The 18,646-nt window shown below is 65.7% G+C and carries 15 protein-coding genes; 11 read left to right on the top strand and 4 right to left on the bottom strand.

Annotated features, from left to right (window positions below; translation table 11 throughout):
* Positions 1-153 precede the first annotated feature (153 nt).
* Together AC1RT8_RS21855 and AC1RT8_RS21860 are read left to right on the top strand one after the other, a co-directional pair.
* Positions 154-2,766: a TonB-dependent receptor gene (locus tag AC1RT8_RS21855; protein ID WP_493078307.1), complete on the top strand. Its 2,613-nt coding sequence runs from the start codon at positions 154-156 to the stop codon at positions 2,764-2,766.
* A complete protein-coding gene (locus AC1RT8_RS21860; protein ID WP_493078309.1) occupies positions 2,766-3,611 on the top strand; it encodes a hypothetical protein in 846 nt (281 codons plus the stop codon). The genes AC1RT8_RS21855 and AC1RT8_RS21860 overlap by 1 nt, the downstream gene beginning before the upstream one ends.
* On the opposite strand, the gene AC1RT8_RS21865 is transcribed toward AC1RT8_RS21860, so the two are convergent.
* On the bottom strand, positions 3,608-6,028 hold the full coding sequence (locus tag AC1RT8_RS21865; RefSeq protein WP_493078311.1) for a hypothetical protein: 2,421 nt from the start codon (positions 6,026-6,028) through the stop codon (positions 3,608-3,610). The two genes, AC1RT8_RS21860 and AC1RT8_RS21865, sit on opposite strands and share 4 nt — an antisense overlap.
* A gap of 212 nt (positions 6,029-6,240) precedes the next feature.
* Between AC1RT8_RS21865 and AC1RT8_RS21870 the strand changes: the two genes are divergently transcribed.
* A complete protein-coding gene (locus AC1RT8_RS21870; protein ID WP_493078313.1) occupies positions 6,241-7,467 on the top strand; it encodes an acetyl-CoA acetyltransferase in 1,227 nt (408 codons plus the stop codon).
* Positions 7,464-8,255, top strand: coding sequence for a DUF1295 domain-containing protein (locus AC1RT8_RS21875; protein WP_493078315.1), 792 nt, complete (start codon positions 7,464-7,466; stop codon positions 8,253-8,255). The genes AC1RT8_RS21870 and AC1RT8_RS21875 overlap by 4 nt, the downstream gene beginning before the upstream one ends.
* Positions 8,256-8,395: 140 nt before the next feature.
* On the opposite strand, the gene AC1RT8_RS21880 is transcribed toward AC1RT8_RS21875, so the two are convergent.
* The gene (locus AC1RT8_RS21880; RefSeq protein ID WP_493078316.1) at positions 8,396-9,856 is read right to left on the bottom strand and encodes a carotenoid oxygenase family protein; all 1,461 of its coding nucleotides are present in this window, start codon (positions 9,854-9,856) and stop codon (positions 8,396-8,398) included.
* Between the two features lie 64 nt (positions 9,857-9,920).
* Positions 9,921-10,808: a metallophosphoesterase gene (locus AC1RT8_RS21885; RefSeq protein ID WP_493078318.1), complete on the bottom strand. Its 888-nt coding sequence runs from the start codon at positions 10,806-10,808 to the stop codon at positions 9,921-9,923.
* A gap of 206 nt (positions 10,809-11,014) precedes the next feature.
* Here AC1RT8_RS21885 and AC1RT8_RS21890 point away from each other — a divergent pair, with 206 nt between their 5' ends.
* The 6 genes from AC1RT8_RS21890 to AC1RT8_RS21915 all read left to right on the top strand — a co-directional run bounded on the left by AC1RT8_RS21890 (position 11,015) and on the right by AC1RT8_RS21915 (position 17,029).
* Positions 11,015-11,548 (top strand): RNA polymerase sigma factor, encoded by a 534-nt coding sequence (locus AC1RT8_RS21890; RefSeq protein WP_493078320.1) that lies wholly within the window; start codon positions 11,015-11,017, stop codon positions 11,546-11,548.
* Complete coding sequence (locus tag AC1RT8_RS21895; RefSeq protein WP_493078321.1) at positions 11,545-12,474, top strand: FecR family protein; 930 nt, start codon at positions 11,545-11,547, stop codon at positions 12,472-12,474. Before AC1RT8_RS21890 ends, AC1RT8_RS21895 begins: the two co-directional genes overlap by 4 nt.
* Before the next feature lie 115 nt (positions 12,475-12,589).
* On the top strand, positions 12,590-15,601 hold the full coding sequence (locus tag AC1RT8_RS21900) for a TonB-dependent receptor (protein ID WP_493078323.1): 3,012 nt from the start codon (positions 12,590-12,592) through the stop codon (positions 15,599-15,601).
* A gap of 86 nt (positions 15,602-15,687) precedes the next feature.
* A complete protein-coding gene (locus tag AC1RT8_RS21905; protein ID WP_493078325.1) occupies positions 15,688-16,299 on the top strand; it encodes a peptidylprolyl isomerase in 612 nt (203 codons plus the stop codon).
* Between the two features lie 91 nt (positions 16,300-16,390).
* Positions 16,391-16,810: a hypothetical protein gene (locus AC1RT8_RS21910; protein ID WP_493078327.1), complete on the top strand. Its 420-nt coding sequence runs from the start codon at positions 16,391-16,393 to the stop codon at positions 16,808-16,810.
* Positions 16,811-16,873: 63 nt separating this feature from the next.
* Positions 16,874-17,029, top strand: coding sequence for a hypothetical protein (locus AC1RT8_RS21915; RefSeq protein WP_493078329.1), 156 nt, complete (start codon positions 16,874-16,876; stop codon positions 17,027-17,029).
* Positions 17,030-17,036: 7 nt separating this feature from the next.
* Here AC1RT8_RS21915 and AC1RT8_RS21920 read toward each other — a convergent pair whose 3' ends face one another.
* Positions 17,037-18,023, bottom strand: a complete 987-nt coding sequence (locus AC1RT8_RS21920; RefSeq protein WP_493078493.1) for an aldo/keto reductase — start codon at positions 18,021-18,023, stop codon at positions 17,037-17,039.
* Positions 18,024-18,148: 125 nt separating this feature from the next.
* Between AC1RT8_RS21920 and AC1RT8_RS21925 the strand changes: the two genes are divergently transcribed.
* On the top strand, positions 18,149-18,601 hold the full coding sequence (locus AC1RT8_RS21925) for a nuclear transport factor 2 family protein (protein ID WP_493078330.1): 453 nt from the start codon (positions 18,149-18,151) through the stop codon (positions 18,599-18,601).
* Positions 18,602-18,646: the final 45 nt, after the last annotated feature.

The following is an 18,646-nucleotide window of genomic DNA, read 5'->3' on the forward strand; positions in this document are numbered from 1 at the left end:
AGCATCATGCCCACAGAAAAAACCGATTCCGTAACGGAAATGCCGCCGTCTGGTCATGGCACGGTAACGTAAAGCCTTGAGGGCGGCGGCACGGAGATTACCGCCAAAGCGGCGGTAACTCCCGACTCGCCGAAGAGCGTTTAGGGGAACATCATGAACCAGATCCGCACCGCCGCCCGCCTGGGCGCCTCGATCGTTGCCATCTGCGTCGCCGCCGCCGCACAGGCCCAGACCACGCCCTCGATCGGCGAGAGCGCGGACATGTCGGGCGACATCGTCGTGACCGGCCAGCGCGGCAGCCTGCAGCGCGCGATCGAACTGAAGCGCGACGCGATCGGCGTGACCGATGTCGCCAGTGCCGACGAAATTGGCCGCCTGCCCGACCGCAACGTCTCCGAAGTGGTGGAGCATCTGCCCGGCGTCGGCGTCACCTACGACCAGGGCGAGGGCCGCTATGTCGCGATCCGCGGCGTGCCGTCCAACCTCAACAATTATACGCTGAACGGAATCGAGGTCGGCAATCCCGACGGCACGACCCGCTCGCTGCCGCTCGACATCATCTCCGGCCAGCTGCTCAACCGGGTCGAGGTGGCGAAGGTGAAGACGGCCGACATGGACGGCCAGGGCATCGGCGGCACGATAAACCTGGTCACGCAGACGGCGTTCGACTTCAAGGACAAGTTCACCATCGCCGGCAGCGCCAAGGCCGGATATCAGGAACTGAACCACAAGGTGCCGGTGCAGGCCGACCTGAGCATCGCCACCCGCTTCGGCGCCGACGAGCAGTTCGGCCTGGTGCTCGGCGCCAGCTTTTCGAACCGCGATTTCGTCAGCGAAGGCTTTTATCCGGATAACTGGAAGCCGGTCGCGGGCGCGGCGCGCGGCGGCATTCCGGACAATATCAAATATACCGAATATTCGCTCGACCGGCACCGCATCGGCGCGACCGGCGCGTTCGACTGGCGCCCGAACGACCACCAGACCTTCTATATCCGCGGCGTCTATTCGAAGTTCATCGAGGACGAGGTGCGCCCCCGTTACCGCCTGGATTTCACCACCACTCCCTACACGCTCAACGCCGACGGGCTGACCGGTTTCACCAACGGCACCGCAAGCTCGATGACGGGCGCACCCGGCACCGGGCCGGAGCGGCGCGAGGATCTGCGGCTCGACTACAAGGCGAAGTGGCTGGCGACGGGCATGGTCGGCGGCTCGACCGATCTCGGCGCGCTCAAGCTCGATTATGAAGGCGCGTACAGCCGCAACGAGACGCTCGACAAATTCCCGATCTGGCAGTTCCGCTGCAACACTGGCCGCGTGACCTTCGATTTCAGCGACAAGGTCTATTCGGCCAAGCCCGACACCGAATGCGTCGCGAACCAGATGCAGTTCCGCCAGTTCACCAAGCAGCATCAGCTCAACACCGAGAAGATCTGGCAGGGCCGGTTCGATGCGACCTACCAGCTCGACAACCTCGGCGACGGCAGCTTCGTGAAGGCCGGTGCGAAATACCGCGCGACCGACCGCGACTTCGATCAGGACAACCCGACCTGGACGCGCGCGTCGGCGACGGCGAACCGCTGGACGCTCGGCCAGTTCGGCCTCGGCGGGCCGGCGATCTGCGTCTATCCGAACAGCGCGGATACCGACCAATGTTATAGCAACAGCCCCACCTTCAACATCCCGGCGCTGCAGCAGTTCACCGACGCCAATCTGGGTACCGCGCTGATGCCGCTCGATGCGGCCGCTACCCTCGCGAACAACACGCTGTCCGACTTCCAGCTGACCGAGAAGGTCGCCGCGGTCTATGCGATGGCGAACCTGAACTTCGGCGACATCACCGTGACGCCGGGCATTCGCTACGAGCATACCGCGCTCGATATCACCGGGTTCCAGCTCCAGAACGGCACGACGATCACCCCGGCGGCGCGCAACAGCAGCTATGACGATTTCCTGCCCTCGCTGGTGGTGCGGATCAAGCCAAGCGGCAGAACGATCTTCCGCCTAGCCTATTCGACGAGCCTTGGGCGGCCCGAATACAGCAATCTCTCGCCCGGCGGATCGATCGACACGATCAACGCGCAGGTCTCGCTCGGCAACCCGGACCTGAAGCCGTATCGCGCACAGAATCTCGATGCGACGGCTGAATGGTATTTCGCGAAAGGCGGCCTGCTGAGCGTGGGCGTGTTCGCGAAGTTCATCCGCAACCCGATCTTCTCCAAGTCGACGGTACTGACCAACACGACCTACAACGGGGTCGCCTATCCGACCTTGACGATCACCCAGCCGTTCAACGCGAGCGACGGCGACATCGTCGGCATCGAGGCGCAGTATCAGCAGCAATTCACTTTCCTGCCGGGCCTGCTCTCGGGCCTCGGCATCCAGCTGACGGGCACCCTGACCAGCTCGACCCTGACCCTGCCGGACGGGCGCAGCTCGACCTTTCCGAACCAGTCCAAATATCTCTACGGCGCCGAAATCTTCTACCAGAAGGGCCCGGTCGAAGCATCGGTCGCCTATCACAATACCGGCAAGGCGCTGCTCGCGATCGGCAATGTCTGGTACAACGACCAGTATAATGACGATCTGCGCCGGCTCGATGCCAAGGTGAGCGTCGGCCTGTTCGAAGGCGTCCGCATCTTCGCCGAAGCGCAGAACCTGACCGACGAGCCGACCCGGCAATATCAGGCGGGCAATCCCGACTGGCTGATCCAGAACGAACGCTATGGCCGGACCTTCTACGCCGGCGTATCGGCCAAGTTCTGATGCGCGCCTTCCTCCTGCTCGCCGCCACGGCAATGATCGCGACCTCGGCCGGCGGCGCGCAGGAGGTGGCGGCCCCGACGCCGGCCGCCGTGCCCGAACTGAGCGCGGCACAACCGGTCGCGCGCTGGACCGCCGAGGAAGCCCGGCAGGGCGTCGCTGCCGACGCTCGCTTCTTCTATCCGATGACCAACAATCGCATCGGCAAATACGACAAGAAAACCGGCAAGCGCGTGGCCCAGTGGGAGGGTCCGCGGGCGCTGTATCCGCATATGAATTCCTGCGTCGTCGAAGGCACACAGCTCATCTGTGCCGCGTCAAACTATCCGGCCGTGCCGATGTCGAGCGCGGTCGAGATCTTCGACACGGCGACCCTGAAACATGTCCGCAGCATTGCCCTGCCTCCGCTGCCGGGCTCGCTCACCTGGATCGAACGACGCGGCAAGGACTGGTATGCCGGCCTCGCCAACTACCCCGCCGACCATGGCGGCGAGCCGGGGCGCGACCATCGCTGGACCCTGCTGGTCCGGCTCGACGCCGAATTCCGCCCGACCGCGTCATGGCATTTCCCGGACAGCGTGCTCGCGCGCTTCGCCCCGATGAGCTGTTCGGGCGGGTCGTGGGGCGATGACGGGCTGCTCTATGTCACCGGCCACGACCGGCCCGAGCTTTATGCGCTGCGCTTGCCCGAAGCGGGCACGGTGCTCGAGCATGTCGCGACCATCCCGTTGCCGACCGGCGGCCAGGCGATCGCCTGGGACCGTTCCGCGCCGCGTACCCTCTGGTCGCTCGACCGCCAGACGCGCAATGTCGTGGCGAGCCGGATACCCGTCGTTCGCTTGCCCTAGCGCGCCGGGGCCATGGACCGCATCGCACTCGTCATCGGGGCGGGATGGCCGTCGGAGCGGAACTGGAAGACGAAATAGGGCGGGATGCAGATGCCGCGCTGATCGCCCTTGCCGGCGTTGCGCGACAGCCAGGCCTGGTCGGGCTTTTGCTGCCCGAAATCCTTCGGATCGTAGATGCCCGAGACGATTTTCTGCCGGGCCGCGAAACTGGCGTCGCCATTGGCGGCGTCATAACCCATCGGCCTGAGGCAGATATAATCGTCGCGGCACGGGGTCGCGACGTCGCACGCCCGCATCCCGGCATAGGAGGTGCGCTGCGCGAAGCACTGGTTGAGCGTTTTCGTGCCTGCCTTCACTTCGTCCAGGCAGACGTTGAAGCCGCTCGACGCGGTCAGGCCGCAGGTCGATTCAGGCGGCAGACCGAGGCATTCCGACAGGCGCAGCATGCCGCTGGGGAAACCGCCGGTCAGCGAATCCCGCTTGATCCGGAACTGCTCCTGGGGCGGCAGGCTGGGGTCGGGCGTCGATACGCCTTTGTAGAATTCCTGGTGCGCGCCGAAATAGCTGTTGCCCGCCGGCGGATTGGCCGGGAGCATCGCCGCCGGGATCAGCGTGTCGCGATTGGCGCGATCGTTCCAGTTGCCGACGGGCGCCGGCGTGCTGCGCAAATAGCTGTCCTTGCGATAGCCGCTGCTCGTCACCGTGCCGATCTGCAGCGCGTCGCCGATCTCGCGCCGCCCTTCCGGCACGCACACGCCCATGCCCGGCGCGTTGCGGGATTCGAACAGGGCGGTACAGCTATAGCCCGTCTGGCAATCCCATTGCCGCTGGCTGCTCGATCGCTGCGCGGGCATCAGGCAATTGCCGCCCCAGCCGCCGATCAGCTGGGTGCCGGCAAGCTGCGGCTTGAACTTGTTGAGCGGCCGCGAGGCATAGCTTTGCGCGAGCTGGTAGCGGCTGAGCGCCTGGCCGGCGGCCAGCTCATCGAGGATCAGCTTGCGCCGCAACTGATCGCCATAGAAATGCGGCGAGCCCGGCAGATAGACGGCGTTGGAGACGGGCGTCCCCGCCCGGTCGGCGCCGGGGAAGTGGAAGCCGGCGATCGCCCGCGCCTGGTGACAGCCGCTGCAACTCAGCTCGTTCAGCCGCATGCGCACATCCTCGGGCGAGCGCATGAAGCTGAACTGGCGCTGCCGCGTCGACGCCCGCCGGAGCGCAGCGGCGATCAGGTTGTCCGTCACCAACTGCTCCTGCGGGGTCGTCGCATCCCAGTAGAGCGCGTTGCCGGATCGCGCCGCGCCGCCCGGCGATACCGATGTCGCGCGGCAGGCGAGGAATTCCTGCGGGATGTTGAGCGTGCCGTTGTCGACGTCCGACAGCACCACCGGTGACAGCAGGAAGGATAGGAAGCGGTTGCGCGACATCGGGCGGTTGGTACCCGGATCGCAGGAATTGGCGTCGCCGCGCGGATTGCCCATCAGACGCGCGCGATCGATCTGGTTGGTGAGGAAACTCGCGGTGAACATCTTGCGATCCGGGTTCCAGCGGAACACGCGGATGACATATTCGGCGGTGCTGCCCAGATCGGTCACGTCGGCGCCCGCGCTGATGCGATAGGCCTGGATGTTGAGTTCGACCCGTTCGATATCGCGCCCGGTGATCGGGGCGACGATGCCGGTCTTCGGATCGGTGAGGTCGGCTACGACCTGTTCCGGCGAGCGGCCGCGCGGGCGGCGCATCTCGGCGACCCAGCGCGCCGCCACTTCGCGGCAATTGGTGATGCCCGACCGGTCGTCGCGCGGGATGGCGGGCAGGACGACGTTCATCGTCACCGGCAGGCGCGAGGAGATCGCGCCCTGGCGCAGCGAATAGGAGAAACGATAGACCAGGCTGATCTCGCCGCAGCGGCGATGGTCCTCGTCGCCGGGCACGACATCGTGGATGAACTGGCGGTCGATCCGGTTGACGATACCGACCAGTTCCATGCGCGAGCCGCTATTGCTCAGGAAGCCGGGATTGATCTGTTGGCTCGGCTCGATCCCGCCGCTGTTTTGATAGCCGGTCAGGTCCTGTTCGATCGTCTGGCGGATATCCTGCGCCACATTGAGGTTGAACGGATTGGCGAAGGCGCCGACCGGCGCCTCGTGCCGCTCCGCCGTCGAGAGCGCCTGGATGAGGCAGCCGAACACCAGCGGCCCCGATTTCGCGCAGTCCCCGCCCGGGTCGGTCCGGTCGAGCAAGGTCACGACCGACGGGTCGGCGATATAGGGGCCGTCCGATATATCCGTTGCCGGCGGGGCCAGCGCGACGACCGGCGCTGGCGGTGGCGCCTCCTGGCTGGTGCCACGACCCGAATAAGCGGCGATCGCCAAGATCCCCGCGACGATAACGACAACCGAACCTGTCCCGCGGATCATCGGCTCCCCCCTTCCGATCGCGCACGAGCCCGTTTCCCCCACGGCCGCATACGCACCTGTCCCAACCGCGAGGATATGCCGCGATCGGCGCGCCGTCTCAGGAGATGAAGCCGCTTTGGCGGGAACCCGGAGCAAATTGCCAAGCGCCGCCAAACGCGCGACACTCAGTGAAAGGCCGATGGAAAAGCGGCCACGAAAAGGGGAGAGCGGGTTTGGTCCATATCCTGGGGGGATGGCAGAGCGACTTCGCGCGCATCTGGAGCCGCGAGGGGATCGATATCGCCGATGCCTTTGTCGAGACGGTGCGGCACGGACTCAACGCGACCGCGCTCGATGCCGACGAGGTGGAAACGGGCCATGTCGGCAACTTCACCGCTGAGCTGTTTGCGGGACAGGGTTTGCTCGGCGGGTTCTTCGGTATGGCCGATCCGGCATGGGATGGGCTGCCGACGGCACGACATGAGGCCGCCTGTGCTTCTGGCAGCGTCGCCCTGCTGGCGGCGACGGCGGAGATCGAGGCTGGGCGATACGACCTGGCTTGCGTTGTCGGGATCGAGCAGATGCGCAACGTCCCCGGGCGGACGGCTGCGCAGCATCTCGGGGCGGCGGCCTGGAACGGCCATGAATTCGGCGATGCGGAGTTCGTCTGGCCGCGCGCCTTTTCCGATCTCGCCGAGGAATATGACCGGCGGCACGGGCTGCAATATGAGCATCTGATGCGCATCGCCGAGATCAATTTCGGCAACGCGAAACGCAATCCCAATGCCCAGACGCGCGGGCATGTCTTCACGCCCGCGCATTTCACCGCTGACGACGAGGCCAATCCGGTTGTCGAGGGACGGACGCGCAAGATGGATTGCGGGCAGGTGACCGATGGCGCGGCGGTGGTGTTCCTCGCCTCGCCCAAGCGCGCCGCCGACTATGCGCGCAAGCGCGGCGTGCCGCTGGAGAGCCTGGCGCGGATCGGCGGCTGGGGACATCGCTCCGCGCCCATCCCTTATGCGGCGAAGGTGCGGGCGAGCGAGGACGAGCCCTATGTCTTCCCGCAGGTCCGCCGCGCAATCCTCGACGCGCGAGCGCGGGCCGGGGTGGATATCGCGGGCGTAGACGCGATCGAGACGCATGACTGCTTCACGGCGACCGAATATATGGCGATCGACCATCTCGGCCTGACCGGACCTGGCGAGTCCTGGCAGGCAATCGAGGACGGATCGATCGAGATCGGCGGGCGGATGCCGGTCAACCCGTCGGGCGGGCTGATCGGGCTCGGCCATCCGGTGGGGGCGACGGGGGTGAGAATGCTGCTCGACGCGGCGAAGCAGGTGACCGAAAGAGCGGGCGATTATCAGGTCGAAGGGGCACGTCGCGTGCAGACGCTCAATATCGGCGGATCGACCACCACGACCGTCAGCTTCATCGTCGAGCGCGCGGCGGCATGAACGCGCTCGTCCTGCTCGCCACCAACGCGGCGTTGCTGATCGCGCTGTTCGTCCTGCTGTGGCTGATTTGCCTGAAGACGCGCGACGTGACGCCGATCGACAGCGTCTGGGCGCTGGGCATGGTGTTCCTCGGCGCAGCGAGCTTCCTTCACACCGGCGGTGACCCGACACGCAAGGCCTTGCTGCTGGGGCTATGCGCGGTGTGGGGCGTGCGGCTTGGCCTGTATCTCCTCTGGCGCTGGCGCACCCACGGGCCTGACCGGCGCTATGGCAAGATGTTCGCCATGGTCGAGGAAGCCAAGGGCTGGGGTTTCGCCCGGGCGTCGCTGCTGCTGGTCTTCGCAACCCAGGCACCGTTGCTGTTCATCGTGTGCCTGCCGGTTCAGCTCGGCCAGATCGATCCCGGGCCGCCGGTCGGCGTGCTGGGCATGGTCGGCGCGGGCATCACCATCGTCGGCATCCTGTTTGAGAGCGTGGGCGACTGGCAGCTGGTGCAGTTCCGCCGCGATCCGGCCAATGCGGGCAAGGTGCTGGCGACAGGGCTGTGGCGCTATACGCGCCATCCCAATTATTTCGGCGATGCGCTGACCTGGTGGGGGCTGTACCTGATCGCCGCGGAGAGCTGGTCGGGGATTTGGGCGCTGCCTGGGCCGGCGTTGCTCACCTGGACGCTGATCCGATGGTCGGGCGTACCGACCATCGAGGGGCGGTTGAAGCGCAAGCGCGCGGGCTATCAGGACTATGTGCGGCGGACCTCGGGGTTCGTGCCGTGGTGGCCGAAGGCGTAACTTTTCCCTCTCCCAGCGGGAGAGGGAGGGAGGAGCGAAGCGACGGAAGGGTGAGGGTGATGAGGCTGACGAATCGTCGCCCTCACCCTTCCCATCGCTGAAGCGATGGGCCCCTTCCCTCTCCCGCTGGGAGAGGGAGCTTATCCTCGCAACACCGCCCGTTCCGCCCAATGTGCATGCGTCCCGCTGCAGATCTTGTGCGGCAGCGCGATGCGGCACACCGGCCCCTCCTTGAACTTCTTGCAGTCGATCAGCACGCATTCGGACGTACCGCGATTCTCGTCGATGATGAAGCTGACGAGATAGCCGTCATCCTCGTCGACTGCGTTCGTGCGCGGCGCGAAGGGCGCTTCGCTGGCGTAGCGGCCGTCCTCCAACATGACTTCCCAGGACTCGCCCGTGTCGAGGTCGTGCTTGACGAAACCGTTGAACAGGAACCAGCCTGGCTTCGAGGTGGTCGAATAGATGTAGCGATGCTTCCGACCGGCGACACGCTGGTTGATCATGCCGAATTCGAGGATGCGCTCGTCCAGCCGCTCCTCGCGGGTCGTGCCGTCGGCCAGGTTGAAACGCCAGCGGTGCAGTTTCGGGCGGAAGCTGTGCTCGTCGACATAGGCCATGAGGTGGCCATAGCCATCGGCATTTTCGAGCGGCGCGGGCGTCGGATCCTCCTGGAAATAACCGTCCATCACTACCTCGTCGCCTTCCTCATAGGCATTGAGGAAATGGAGGACATAGGTCGGCTCGGCCTCGAACCAGCGGATCTCGTCGGGGCCGCCATGGCGCGGGATCAGCGCGAAACGGGCCGGCACGCCCTCATGCAGGCGCGCGGCATGGATGTCGCGCTTGAGCAGCTCGGCATCCCAGAACACCGGCAGGTCGTTCACGATCGACCAGTTCTCGCTGAAGGTCATGTCGTGCGGCAGGCGCGGGCCGGGCAGCGGCACGGGGATATAATGCGTCAACTGCCCGGCACGATCGACCACGCCGTAATGCATGAAGGGCGCGTGCTTCGAATAATTGAAGAACATCAGCTCGCCGGTGCGGTCATCCACCTTGGGGTGCGCCGAGATGCCGTCGATCGGCACCCAGGGCGCCATGCCGTGCTGATCGAGCGTCTCGGGATCGAGCACATAGCCTTCGCCGCACTGGTAGAAGGTCGAGATCGCCTTGCCCGCATGGACGATGATGTCAGTGCTGCTGCTGTCCTTGAGCGATCCATGCGCGCCGAAGCCGGGGCGAAGCGACGTGCCGGCGCGATCCGCCAGCCCGCCCCAGAGCGACCCGCCGGCCTCCCGTTCGGCCTGGAAGCAGCGGGTGCGGACGAAGCGGTTGCGATAGGAAGCCGTGCCGTTCCGGAAATCGATCTGGTGGATCATCCCGTCGCCGTCGAACGGGTGATAGCGGCCGAGCGGCTGGTGAAGCTGGTTCTCGGTATTGCGCAGATAGACGCCGTCGATGTCGCTCGGGATCGCGCCCTCGATCACGTCGAGCTCGATCGCCGTCACTTCCTCATGCAGCGGCGTCCAGGCGCCGTTGAGATAGGGATGGTTGCTCGGGCGCAGCGAGCCCTTCACGGGGGCGCGGTCGACGATCTGCATGGCGGCTCCTCTCCACGACACCTGACCCAGCCAGTCTAGGCACGGAAACCGGGATCGGCCAGCGTCACCGCAGCGGGAGCGTCATGTCCTGTTGCCGCCCCGTGCCGTGCACCACCACCTTGTCGGCGAAGAAATCGAGCCGGGCATAGGAGGTCTCCTCCGTGTCGAGCATCGCCTTCAGGTTGACGTAATGGATGCCGGCGCGGGCGCCGTAATTGCCGTCATGGTTGTGGCCGTCGAGCCAGATCTTCGCTGAAGGATGGCGTTCGAGCAGTGCCATCACCGCCGGCGCATTCCAGAGATTGTGCTGGTTCTCGGGGTAGAGCGGGAAATGGTTGAACAGCATCGCCTTCAGGCCACGCTTGTCCGCCTCGGCCAGTTGCGCGTCGATCCAGTGGAGTTGGGTGTCGCCGATGCCGCCGTCCCATAACGGTTTGTCGGCATAGAGCGCGGCATGCGCCGCCATGCTGGCCTTCAGCTCGGCACTGCCCGCCGGCCAGGCATAGCTGCTGAGATCGTTGCCGTCGGTGACGATGAACATCCAGCCATGCTCGACAAAGCTGTGATAGCGCGCCTTCATACCAAGCTTGGCGGGAACCATCGGCTTGTGGGCGTCGTCGATCGAGAATTCGTGATTGCCCAGCACGAACTGCCAGGAATGGCGGAGCTTGCGTGCGACCGGCAGCAGCAGATCATAGCTTGCCCAATCGCGGTCGATGAAATCGCCGAGATGGACGACAAAGGCGAGTTGCTGGCGGTTGAGATCGACGATCGCTGCGGAAAGCTTGGCCGGAGTGGTGTGGTAGAGGCGCTGGCCGCTGTCCGGCTCCACCGCATATTGCGCATCGGCGATCGCGCCGATGCTGAACAGCGGCCGTTCCGCCTGTTGCGCAGGGGCCGAGCCGGCCAGGGCGAGCACCGCCATCGTCGCCATCAGCATCGCCCTGCGCATCGTCCGCTCCTGCCACCAAAGGCGGGGCCTTAGGGCCCGAGCGTTACAGTAAAGCGACGGGCCTGCGCTTCATCCGCACGACTGTCACTTACGGGTCATGGAGCGCGCCTAGAGGGGCGGGACTCGTGCGAATTCCAGGGACGGGAGCGACCAATGACCGGCATGCCGCGCCGCCCTACCCTGCCCGCCCCCGCTGGTCGTGCCGGATGAACGAGCTGTCGCCCATCGCCGCGCGCGGCCTTGCGCGGGACGAGATCGATCTGCGCCACGCGTTGCAGCGCTTCGTCGAAGGGCGGCTGCGCGACCGCAATGACGGCGAGGACATCGTCCAGGAAACCTATGTCCGGCTCTACAGCTATCGCCGCACCCGGCCGGTGGCGGATGTCGGCGCCTTCTGCTTCGCGGTGGCGCGCAACCTGGTGTTCGACCATCTGCGCCGCCGCCAGGCCCAGCCGCAGACCGCCGAGCTGGCCGAGGACATCGCGTGCCCGCAGCCCCGCGCCGAGGAGATTCTCGACTACCGGCAGCGGGTGGATATCCTGGTACGCGCGCTGAAGGTGATGCCGCCGCTGCGCCGCGAAGTGTTCCTGCGCCGGCGCCTCGACGGCATCCCGGCGGCGGTGATCGCGAACGACCTGCAGCTCAGCATCTCTTCGATCGAGAAACATTGCAGCCGCGCGCTGGCCGATCTGCGCGCGGCGCTCGAACGGCGCGGCCTGCCGGCGGGAGCCCGGGCATGAGCCGCCGCGCCGCCCTGCGCGATGCCGCCCGCTGGGCCCTGGCCGAGGACGAGGCATCGGCCACGCCGCCGCCGCTCGCCGGCGACGTCCGGGCGACGCTCGACGATCCGGCCCTGGCGGAAGCGCTCGAGCAGTCGGCCGGCTTTGGCCGGCTTTCCGATGGTGACATCCTGGCAATGCGAGCAGCGCGCCGTCGCGGCATCGCGACGCTCGGGACGGCCGTGCTGGTCGCGGTGGTGGGTATCGGCGGCTGGTCGAACGGGTGGTTCGCCACCGCACCGGCCCCGATCGTCGCGCATTACGAAACGGCGCGCGGGCAGCAGAGCGACGTAACGCTCGCCGACGGAACGGCGCTCCATCTCAATGGCGCGACCAGCCTCGACGTGAGGATCGACGATAAAAGGCGACAGGTCGCACTCAATCGGGGCGAGGCCTATTTCGACGTCGCGCACGAAAAGGAGCGGCCCTTCATCGTGCAGGCCGGCGCGTCGGCGACCCAGGTGCTGGGTACCGCCTTCGATGTCGACATGGCGCGGGGCGAGGTGAAGCTCGCCGTATATCGCGGGCGGGTGCGGTTCGGCGGTGTCGGGGCCGGCGCGCGCAGCGTCGAGGTGCCGGCGGGCTGGCGCTCGCGCTTCGAAAGCGGGGTGGCACATGCGCCGACACGCTTTGATGCGACGCAGCAGGGTTGGCGCGAGGACTGGCTCGACACCGACGATATGCGGCTGGCCGATCTGGTCGACGCGCTCAACCGGCGCGGCGGGCCGCTGATCCTGGAACCGCCGCCGACCTTGGGCAAGATCGCCCTGTCAGGCCGCTTCAAGCTTGATAAACCACGGCAATTGCTCGGTGCGATCGGGACGGCCTACGGGTTCGAGGTCGTCGACGAAGGCGACAAGCTACGGCTCGCGCCGGCGGCGGAGTGAGTCTCGTTTTCGTCACGCAGATGTCATTGCACTGCAACAAAATTCTTTTGTCCGGATCGGGTGTCCAGCCCCGTCCTCCGTCCGAGGCGAACAGGCGCCTGAGCGGAGGAACATCATGGATCGCACAAAGGGACTTTCATTGATCGCGCTGGCGGCGGCGCTCGCCGCGCCGGCGATGGCGCAGGCGAAGCCGGTCGAGGGCACGCTGGCACGGCAGATGCAGTTCGACATCGGCGCGTCGGACTTGCGCACCGCCATCTCGCACTTCTCGCGCGCGACGGGCGTGCAGGTGATCGTGGCGCCGGACGTCGTGGCGAAGCGCCGCACCGCCGGCGTGCGCGGCGCGCATAGCGTGCGCGAGGCGCTCGACCTGATGCTGCGCGGCACCAACCTGTCGGCATCGATCAGCGACGGCGTCGCGGTGCTGAAGCCCATGGCCGCACCAGCCGCCCAGCGCCGCCCCGCCCATGCCGTGCGCGAGATCGCGCAGGTCGAAACCGCCGGCGCCGCGCCCGAGCAGGAAGCCATCAGCGAGAGCGACATCGTCGTCTCGGGCTATCGCCAGAGCCTCAGCCGCGCGCAGGACCTGAAGCGCCGCGCCGTAGGATCGGAGGACGATATCCTGGCGCAGGATATCGCCGCCTTTCCCGACCTGAACCTGGCTGAATCGCTCCAGCGCGTCGCCGGCATCACCATCACGCGCGATTCGGGCGAAGGCCGCCAGATCGCACTGCGCGGCCTCGGCGCCGAATTCACCCGCACGCAGCTCAACGGCATGGAAGTGCTGGGCAACACCGCGTCGGGCATGGACAATCGCGGCGGCGTCAGCCGGTCGCGTTCGTTCGACTACAGCCTGTTCGCGTCGGAACTGTTCAACCGCGTGTCGGTGCAGAAATCCTATGCGGCAGAGCAGGACGAGGGCGGCATTGCCGGTACGGTCGGCCTGAATACCGCCAAGCCGTTCGATTATAGCGGTTCGAAGATCGTCGTGTCGGCCAAGGGCCAGACCAACACCAACACCAGCGGCATCACGCCGCGCGTGGTCGGCCTCGCGTCGGGACGCTGGGGCGATTTCGGCGCGCTCGTCTCGGTCGCGTACAGCCAGATCAAGAGCAACGAATATGGCTATCGCAACTGGGGCTGGGGCTATGTCAAATATGCGCCCGGCAATATCGGCCCCAATATCGACGCCGCGACGTCCCAGCTGCTGCAATCGGGCAATATCATCGCGCCCCAGGCTGAATCGCCTTCGACCTGGTACACCGACCGCAAGCGGCTGGGCGTCACCTCTTCGCTGCAATATCATCCCGGCGACCGGTTCAAGATCGACGTCGACTTCCTTTATGGCCGGCTGTGGGATTATCGCGACGATTACGCCATCGCCAGCGCCGGCACCAATGCGCTGACCGGCGCGACCGTCAATGGCGGCCAGATCATCCAGTCGGCGGTGGTCGACGGCAACACGCTGCGCGCGGCGAGCTATACCGGCATCGACCAGCGTTCCGAGCACCACATCGTCAAGAACCACACCGATTTCTACCAGGGCGTGGCCAATGCGAGCTGGAAGGTGACCGACCGGCTGACGATCAGCGCGCTGGCTGGTTATGAGGAATCCGATTTCAGCCAGCCGGTATTCGACAAGGTGTTCATGGAGGCCAAGAACATGGCCTTCAGCTTCGACACTCGGCCGACCATCCCGGTCAACACCTATGGCAAGGACCTGACTGACCCGAACAACTGGGCGCTGCAGCGCCTGGACGTGCAGGAAAACGGGATCACCAGCAAATATGCCAATGGCAAGCTGAGCGCCGCCTTCGCGGCGACCGACGCGCTGACCTTCAAGGCCGGCGGCGAATTCAAGCACTTCACCAACAGCGGCTATATCTATGTCAACAAGGTGTTCCACAACGTCCCGGCGGATGTGGCGATTCCGAACAATCTGAAGGAGGTGATCGGGCGGGATTCGCTGCTGCCCTATATCGTCGGCAATGTGGACGGGGTGTATGCCTATATCGGCGATCCGCGGAACCTGTCGGCGAGCAACCTGCAGGCCGGCAGCGACTATCTGGTCGACGAGAAAACCTGGAGCGGCTTCGCCCAGGTCGATCTCGACACCCAGGTCGGCGGCATGCGCCTGCGCGGCAATGCGGGCCTGCGCTATTATTCGACCGACCTGACCTCTTCGGGCCATCTCACCGCGCCGGTGAACGGGGTGAATACGCTGGTACCGGTGGAGATCAGCACCAACAGCCATGGCTGGCTGCCCGCCGCCAATTTCGCGCTCGACGTCGCCAAGGATGTGGTGGTGCGCCTGAGCGCGAGCCGCAACGTCAACCGCCCGGCGCTGGGCGACCTGGCGGCGGCCGGCACGCTCACTACCCGGCCGAACGGCGGGAGCGCCAGCTTCGGCAATCCCTTCCTGAAGCCGTACAAGGCGACATCGATCGAGGGTTCGATCGAATATTATATGGATCGCACAGGCTTCGCTTCGGTGGGCTTCTTCTACAAGCATATGGACAGCTTCATCACGACGAGCAGCACGACGATCCCGTACAGCGAGACGGGCCTGCCGCTGTCGCTGCTGATCCAGGATCAGACCGGCGCCACGCCCTATGACGTGAGCCGGCCCGTCAATGGCCCGGGCGCCGACATCAAGGGCATCGAGGTGGCGGTCCAGCACGACTTCACCTTCCTGCCGGCACCGTTCGACCATCTCGGCATGGTCGCCAACGGCACCTGGTTCGACGGGCACCAGAAGGCGATCTATACCTCGGGGGCCACCACCCGGATCGAGACCCTGCCGTTGCTCAACCTGTCCAAATGGGCGGCGAACGTGACGCTCTATTATGAGGACAAGGACTGGGGGGTGCGCGTGTCGGACGCCTATCGCAGCCAGTATCTGACCAACACCGGCAATTTCGCCAACACCGGCGACGGCATCAAGGGCACCAACAACATCGACTTCCAGGTGCATTACAACATCACGCCGAAGATCCGGCTGGTAGCCGAAGGCATCAACCTTACCAATGAGGCGATCCGCCAGTTCGCGGACGTCAATGCCGACCGTTCCGAGGTCTATACGACCAGCGGCCGGACCTTCACCTTCGGCGTGAGCGCCGAGTTCTGATGCGCCTGCCCCCGTGCGGCGTATCCGCGCGGGGGCAGCCATCCGGCGGCTTGGCAGAGCGCGGCGCGACGCTCTAGGCTGAATGCATGTTAAAACGATTCGCCCTTTTCGCCGCCCTGTATCTGGGCATCGGCTCCGCCTCCGCACAGACCGCGGCGCCAATAGCGGCACCCGCCACCGTTCGCGTGGTGCTGACCACCAGCGAAGGGCCGATCACGCTTGAACTGGAAAAGGACCGCGCGCCCAAGACCACCGCGAACTTCCTGCGCTATGTCGATACGAAGCGGTTCGACGGGACCACCTTCTACCGCGCGATGAAACTTCAGCCAGAATTTGGCCTGATCCAGGGAGGCCTGCGCAACGACCCGAAGAAGCTGTTCCCACCGGTGGCGCACGAGCCGACCACGCAGACCGGCCTTTCCAACAAGGACGGTGTGATCTCGATGGCGCGGGACAAGCCGGGCAGCGCGACCGCCGACTTCTTCATCTCGATCGGCGATCTCTCCTCGCTCGATGCCAAACCCGACCAACCCGGTGACAATGTCGGTTTTGCCGCGTTCGGCCATGTCGTCGAGGGTATGGATGTGGTGCGCCGCATCGGCGCGGCGCCCACATCCCCCACCGAGGGCGAAGGCGCGATGAAGGGGCAGATGCTCGCGCCGACGATCAAGATCATCACCGCCCGCCGCGTACCCTGACCTGGGGGATCGAATCGGGCCCGCGACTCATCGCCGGTTCAGCAACAATGTGGTATGGCTCTCGGCAACACTCAAACGAACGAGGGTCCTTATGCGTATCTCCTCATTGTTCCTTGGTGCCGCGCTGGTCGGCATGGCCGCAGCCGCACCCGCCGCACCGCGCGAGAACCGCCAGAACGTCAAGGCCGAGGCCCAACTCGCCAAGGCGCTTGACGGCCGGATCGCCGGCAAACCCGTGAGCTGCATCAGCCAGCACAACATCACCTCGTCGACGGTCTATGACGGCACCGCGATCGTCTACCGGATCGGCAGCACGCTGTACGTCAACCGCCCTCGTATTGGGCAGACCTCGCTCGACAGCGACGATATTCTGGTCAGCAAGACCTTCGGGTCGCAGCTGTGCAGCCTCGACACGATCAAGCTGGTCGACCGGGCATCGCGTTTCCAGACCGGCTTTGTCGGGCTGGGCGAGTTCGTACCCTATGCCAAGCCGAAGGCCGTAAAGGGCTGATCGTTCAGCGGCGGCACCGGCCCTCGAGGCAGTGCCGCCGCGCCAATCCGGGAGCCTGCCGCCGTGAGCGACTCGACCGATGACCTGATCATCGATACGCCGGATGGGCCGATGACCTTCGCCGCATGGAAGAAGAAGCACCCGGTCCAGATCCCGTCGCGGCGGACCAAGGGCAAGGACCTGCCGGTGAAGGTCAAGCGCTTCACCGACAAACCCTGAACCGGCGTCAGCGGTCGAGCATCGCCATCCCGGTCTTGCCGTAGCGCTCCCCCGCGACGACGCCGGGGCGTAGCGCTTCGTCAAGCCCCGCCAGTTCCTCGCCGCTGAGTGCGATCGCCGCCGCTGCGACATTCTCCTCCAGATAAGCGCGCCGCTTGGTGCCGGGGATCGGCACCAGATCCTCGCCCTGATGGAGCAGCCAGGCGAGCGCGATCTGGCCCGGCTTGACGCCCTTCGCCTCGGCCAGCGCGCGAACCGCATCGGCGGCGCGCATGTTCGCGGTGAAATTCTCACCCTGGAAACGCGGATCGCCGCGGCGGAAATCGCCTTCCGGATAATCCTCCGCGCGCATCGCGGTGCCGGTCAGGAAACCACGACCGAGCGGGCTGAACGGCACCAGGCCGATGCCGAGTTCGCGTAGCGCGGGCAGGATTTCCGCCTCGAGCCCGCGTTCCCACAAGGAATATTCGCTCTGCAAGGCGGTGACCGGCTGCACCGCATGCGCCCGGCGGATATTGGCCACGCCAGCCTCGGACAGACCGAAATAGCGCACCTTGCCCTCGCGGATCAGGTCGCCGACCGTGCCGGCGACATCCTCGATCGGCACGGCGGGGTCGATGCGGTGCTGATAGAGCAGATCGATATGATCGGTGCCGAGCCGTTCGAGCGATGCCTCGGCGACCTCGCGGATATGCTCGGGCCGGCTGTTCACGGCGCCGGTGCGATTCTCGTGCCGGAGATCGAAGCCGAACTTGGTCGCGATCACCACCTTGTCGCGCCTGCCCCGGAGCGCGCGGCCAAGCAGTTCCTCGTTCGTATAGGGGCCATAGACCTCCGCGGTATCGAACAGGGTCACGCCCAGATCGATCGCGCGGTGGATCGTGGCGATCGATTCGGCATCGTCGAAGCTGCCATAGGACTGGCTCATCCCCATGCAGCCGAGCCCGAGTGCCGAAACCTCGAGGCCTTGGGTTCCGAGGGCGCGTCGCTTCAGCATGATCGAATCTCCGGATTGGGAGGCGGAGATATGGGTGGCAGCATGCGCGAACGGAAGGCGACGCTTGAATCCTATATCATATTAGGCGATCAAGCTCCCCAACGAAGACGGGGAGAGAAGACATGTCGACCTTGATCAAAATGGCGGCGGCGCTGGCGTTGCTGGGCGCGGCCCCGGCCAATGCGGCGGATCGTACACCCGAGCAGGTCGTGAAGGATCATGTCGCCTCGATGAAGACCGCCAATGTCGATGCGGTAATGGCGGATTATGCCGACGATACCGTCGTGATCACTCCGCCCGGCCTGGTACCCGGCCAAACTCCTGCCAATGCCCCGGGCGTCTATTCGGGAAAGGCGAATGCGCGAAAAGTGTTCGTCGTGCTCACCGGCAAGGGCAGCATCGACGGCATCCGCGCGATGGAGACGGTGGTCGAGCCGCTGGGCGGCGACGTCGCCCTGCTGCGCTGGATGCAGTTCCGCGGCACGCCGCAACAGGTGTCGGGCGTCGATGTGTTCGTGGTCCGTGGCGACAGGATCGTGGTCCAGGATATCGTGCTGGATACCGCCAAGCCCTGATTGCCCACCAAGGCTTGACAGAAACGCCGCCACGTTGCCTTTTAG

Source organism: Sphingomonas sp. GW821-FHT10F11, assembly GCF_058809095.1.

Excerpts from the sequence above, each read along its gene's own strand:
- AC1RT8_RS21855 (WP_493078307.1), top strand. The coding sequence starts at position 154 with ATGAACCAGATCCGCACCGCCGCCCGCCTGGGCGCCTCGATCGTTGCC.
- AC1RT8_RS21860 (WP_493078309.1), top strand. The coding sequence starts at position 2,766 with ATGCGCGCCTTCCTCCTGCTCGCCGCCACGGCAATGATCGCGACCTCG.
- AC1RT8_RS21865 (WP_493078311.1), bottom strand. The coding sequence starts at position 6,028 with ATGATCCGCGGGACAGGTTCGGTTGTCGTTATCGTCGCGGGGATCTTG.
- AC1RT8_RS21875 (WP_493078315.1), top strand. The coding sequence starts at position 7,464 with ATGAACGCGCTCGTCCTGCTCGCCACCAACGCGGCGTTGCTGATCGCG.
- AC1RT8_RS21880 (WP_493078316.1), bottom strand. The coding sequence starts at position 9,856 with ATGCAGATCGTCGACCGCGCCCCCGTGAAGGGCTCGCTGCGCCCGAGC.
- AC1RT8_RS21885 (WP_493078318.1), bottom strand. The coding sequence starts at position 10,808 with ATGCGCAGGGCGATGCTGATGGCGACGATGGCGGTGCTCGCCCTGGCC.
- AC1RT8_RS21890 (WP_493078320.1), top strand. The coding sequence starts at position 11,015 with ATGAACGAGCTGTCGCCCATCGCCGCGCGCGGCCTTGCGCGGGACGAG.
- AC1RT8_RS21895 (WP_493078321.1), top strand. The coding sequence starts at position 11,545 with ATGAGCCGCCGCGCCGCCCTGCGCGATGCCGCCCGCTGGGCCCTGGCC.
- AC1RT8_RS21900 (WP_493078323.1), top strand. The coding sequence starts at position 12,590 with ATGGATCGCACAAAGGGACTTTCATTGATCGCGCTGGCGGCGGCGCTC.
- AC1RT8_RS21905 (WP_493078325.1), top strand. The coding sequence starts at position 15,688 with ATGTTAAAACGATTCGCCCTTTTCGCCGCCCTGTATCTGGGCATCGGC.
- AC1RT8_RS21910 (WP_493078327.1), top strand. The coding sequence starts at position 16,391 with ATGCGTATCTCCTCATTGTTCCTTGGTGCCGCGCTGGTCGGCATGGCC.
- AC1RT8_RS21925 (WP_493078330.1), top strand. The coding sequence starts at position 18,149 with ATGTCGACCTTGATCAAAATGGCGGCGGCGCTGGCGTTGCTGGGCGCG.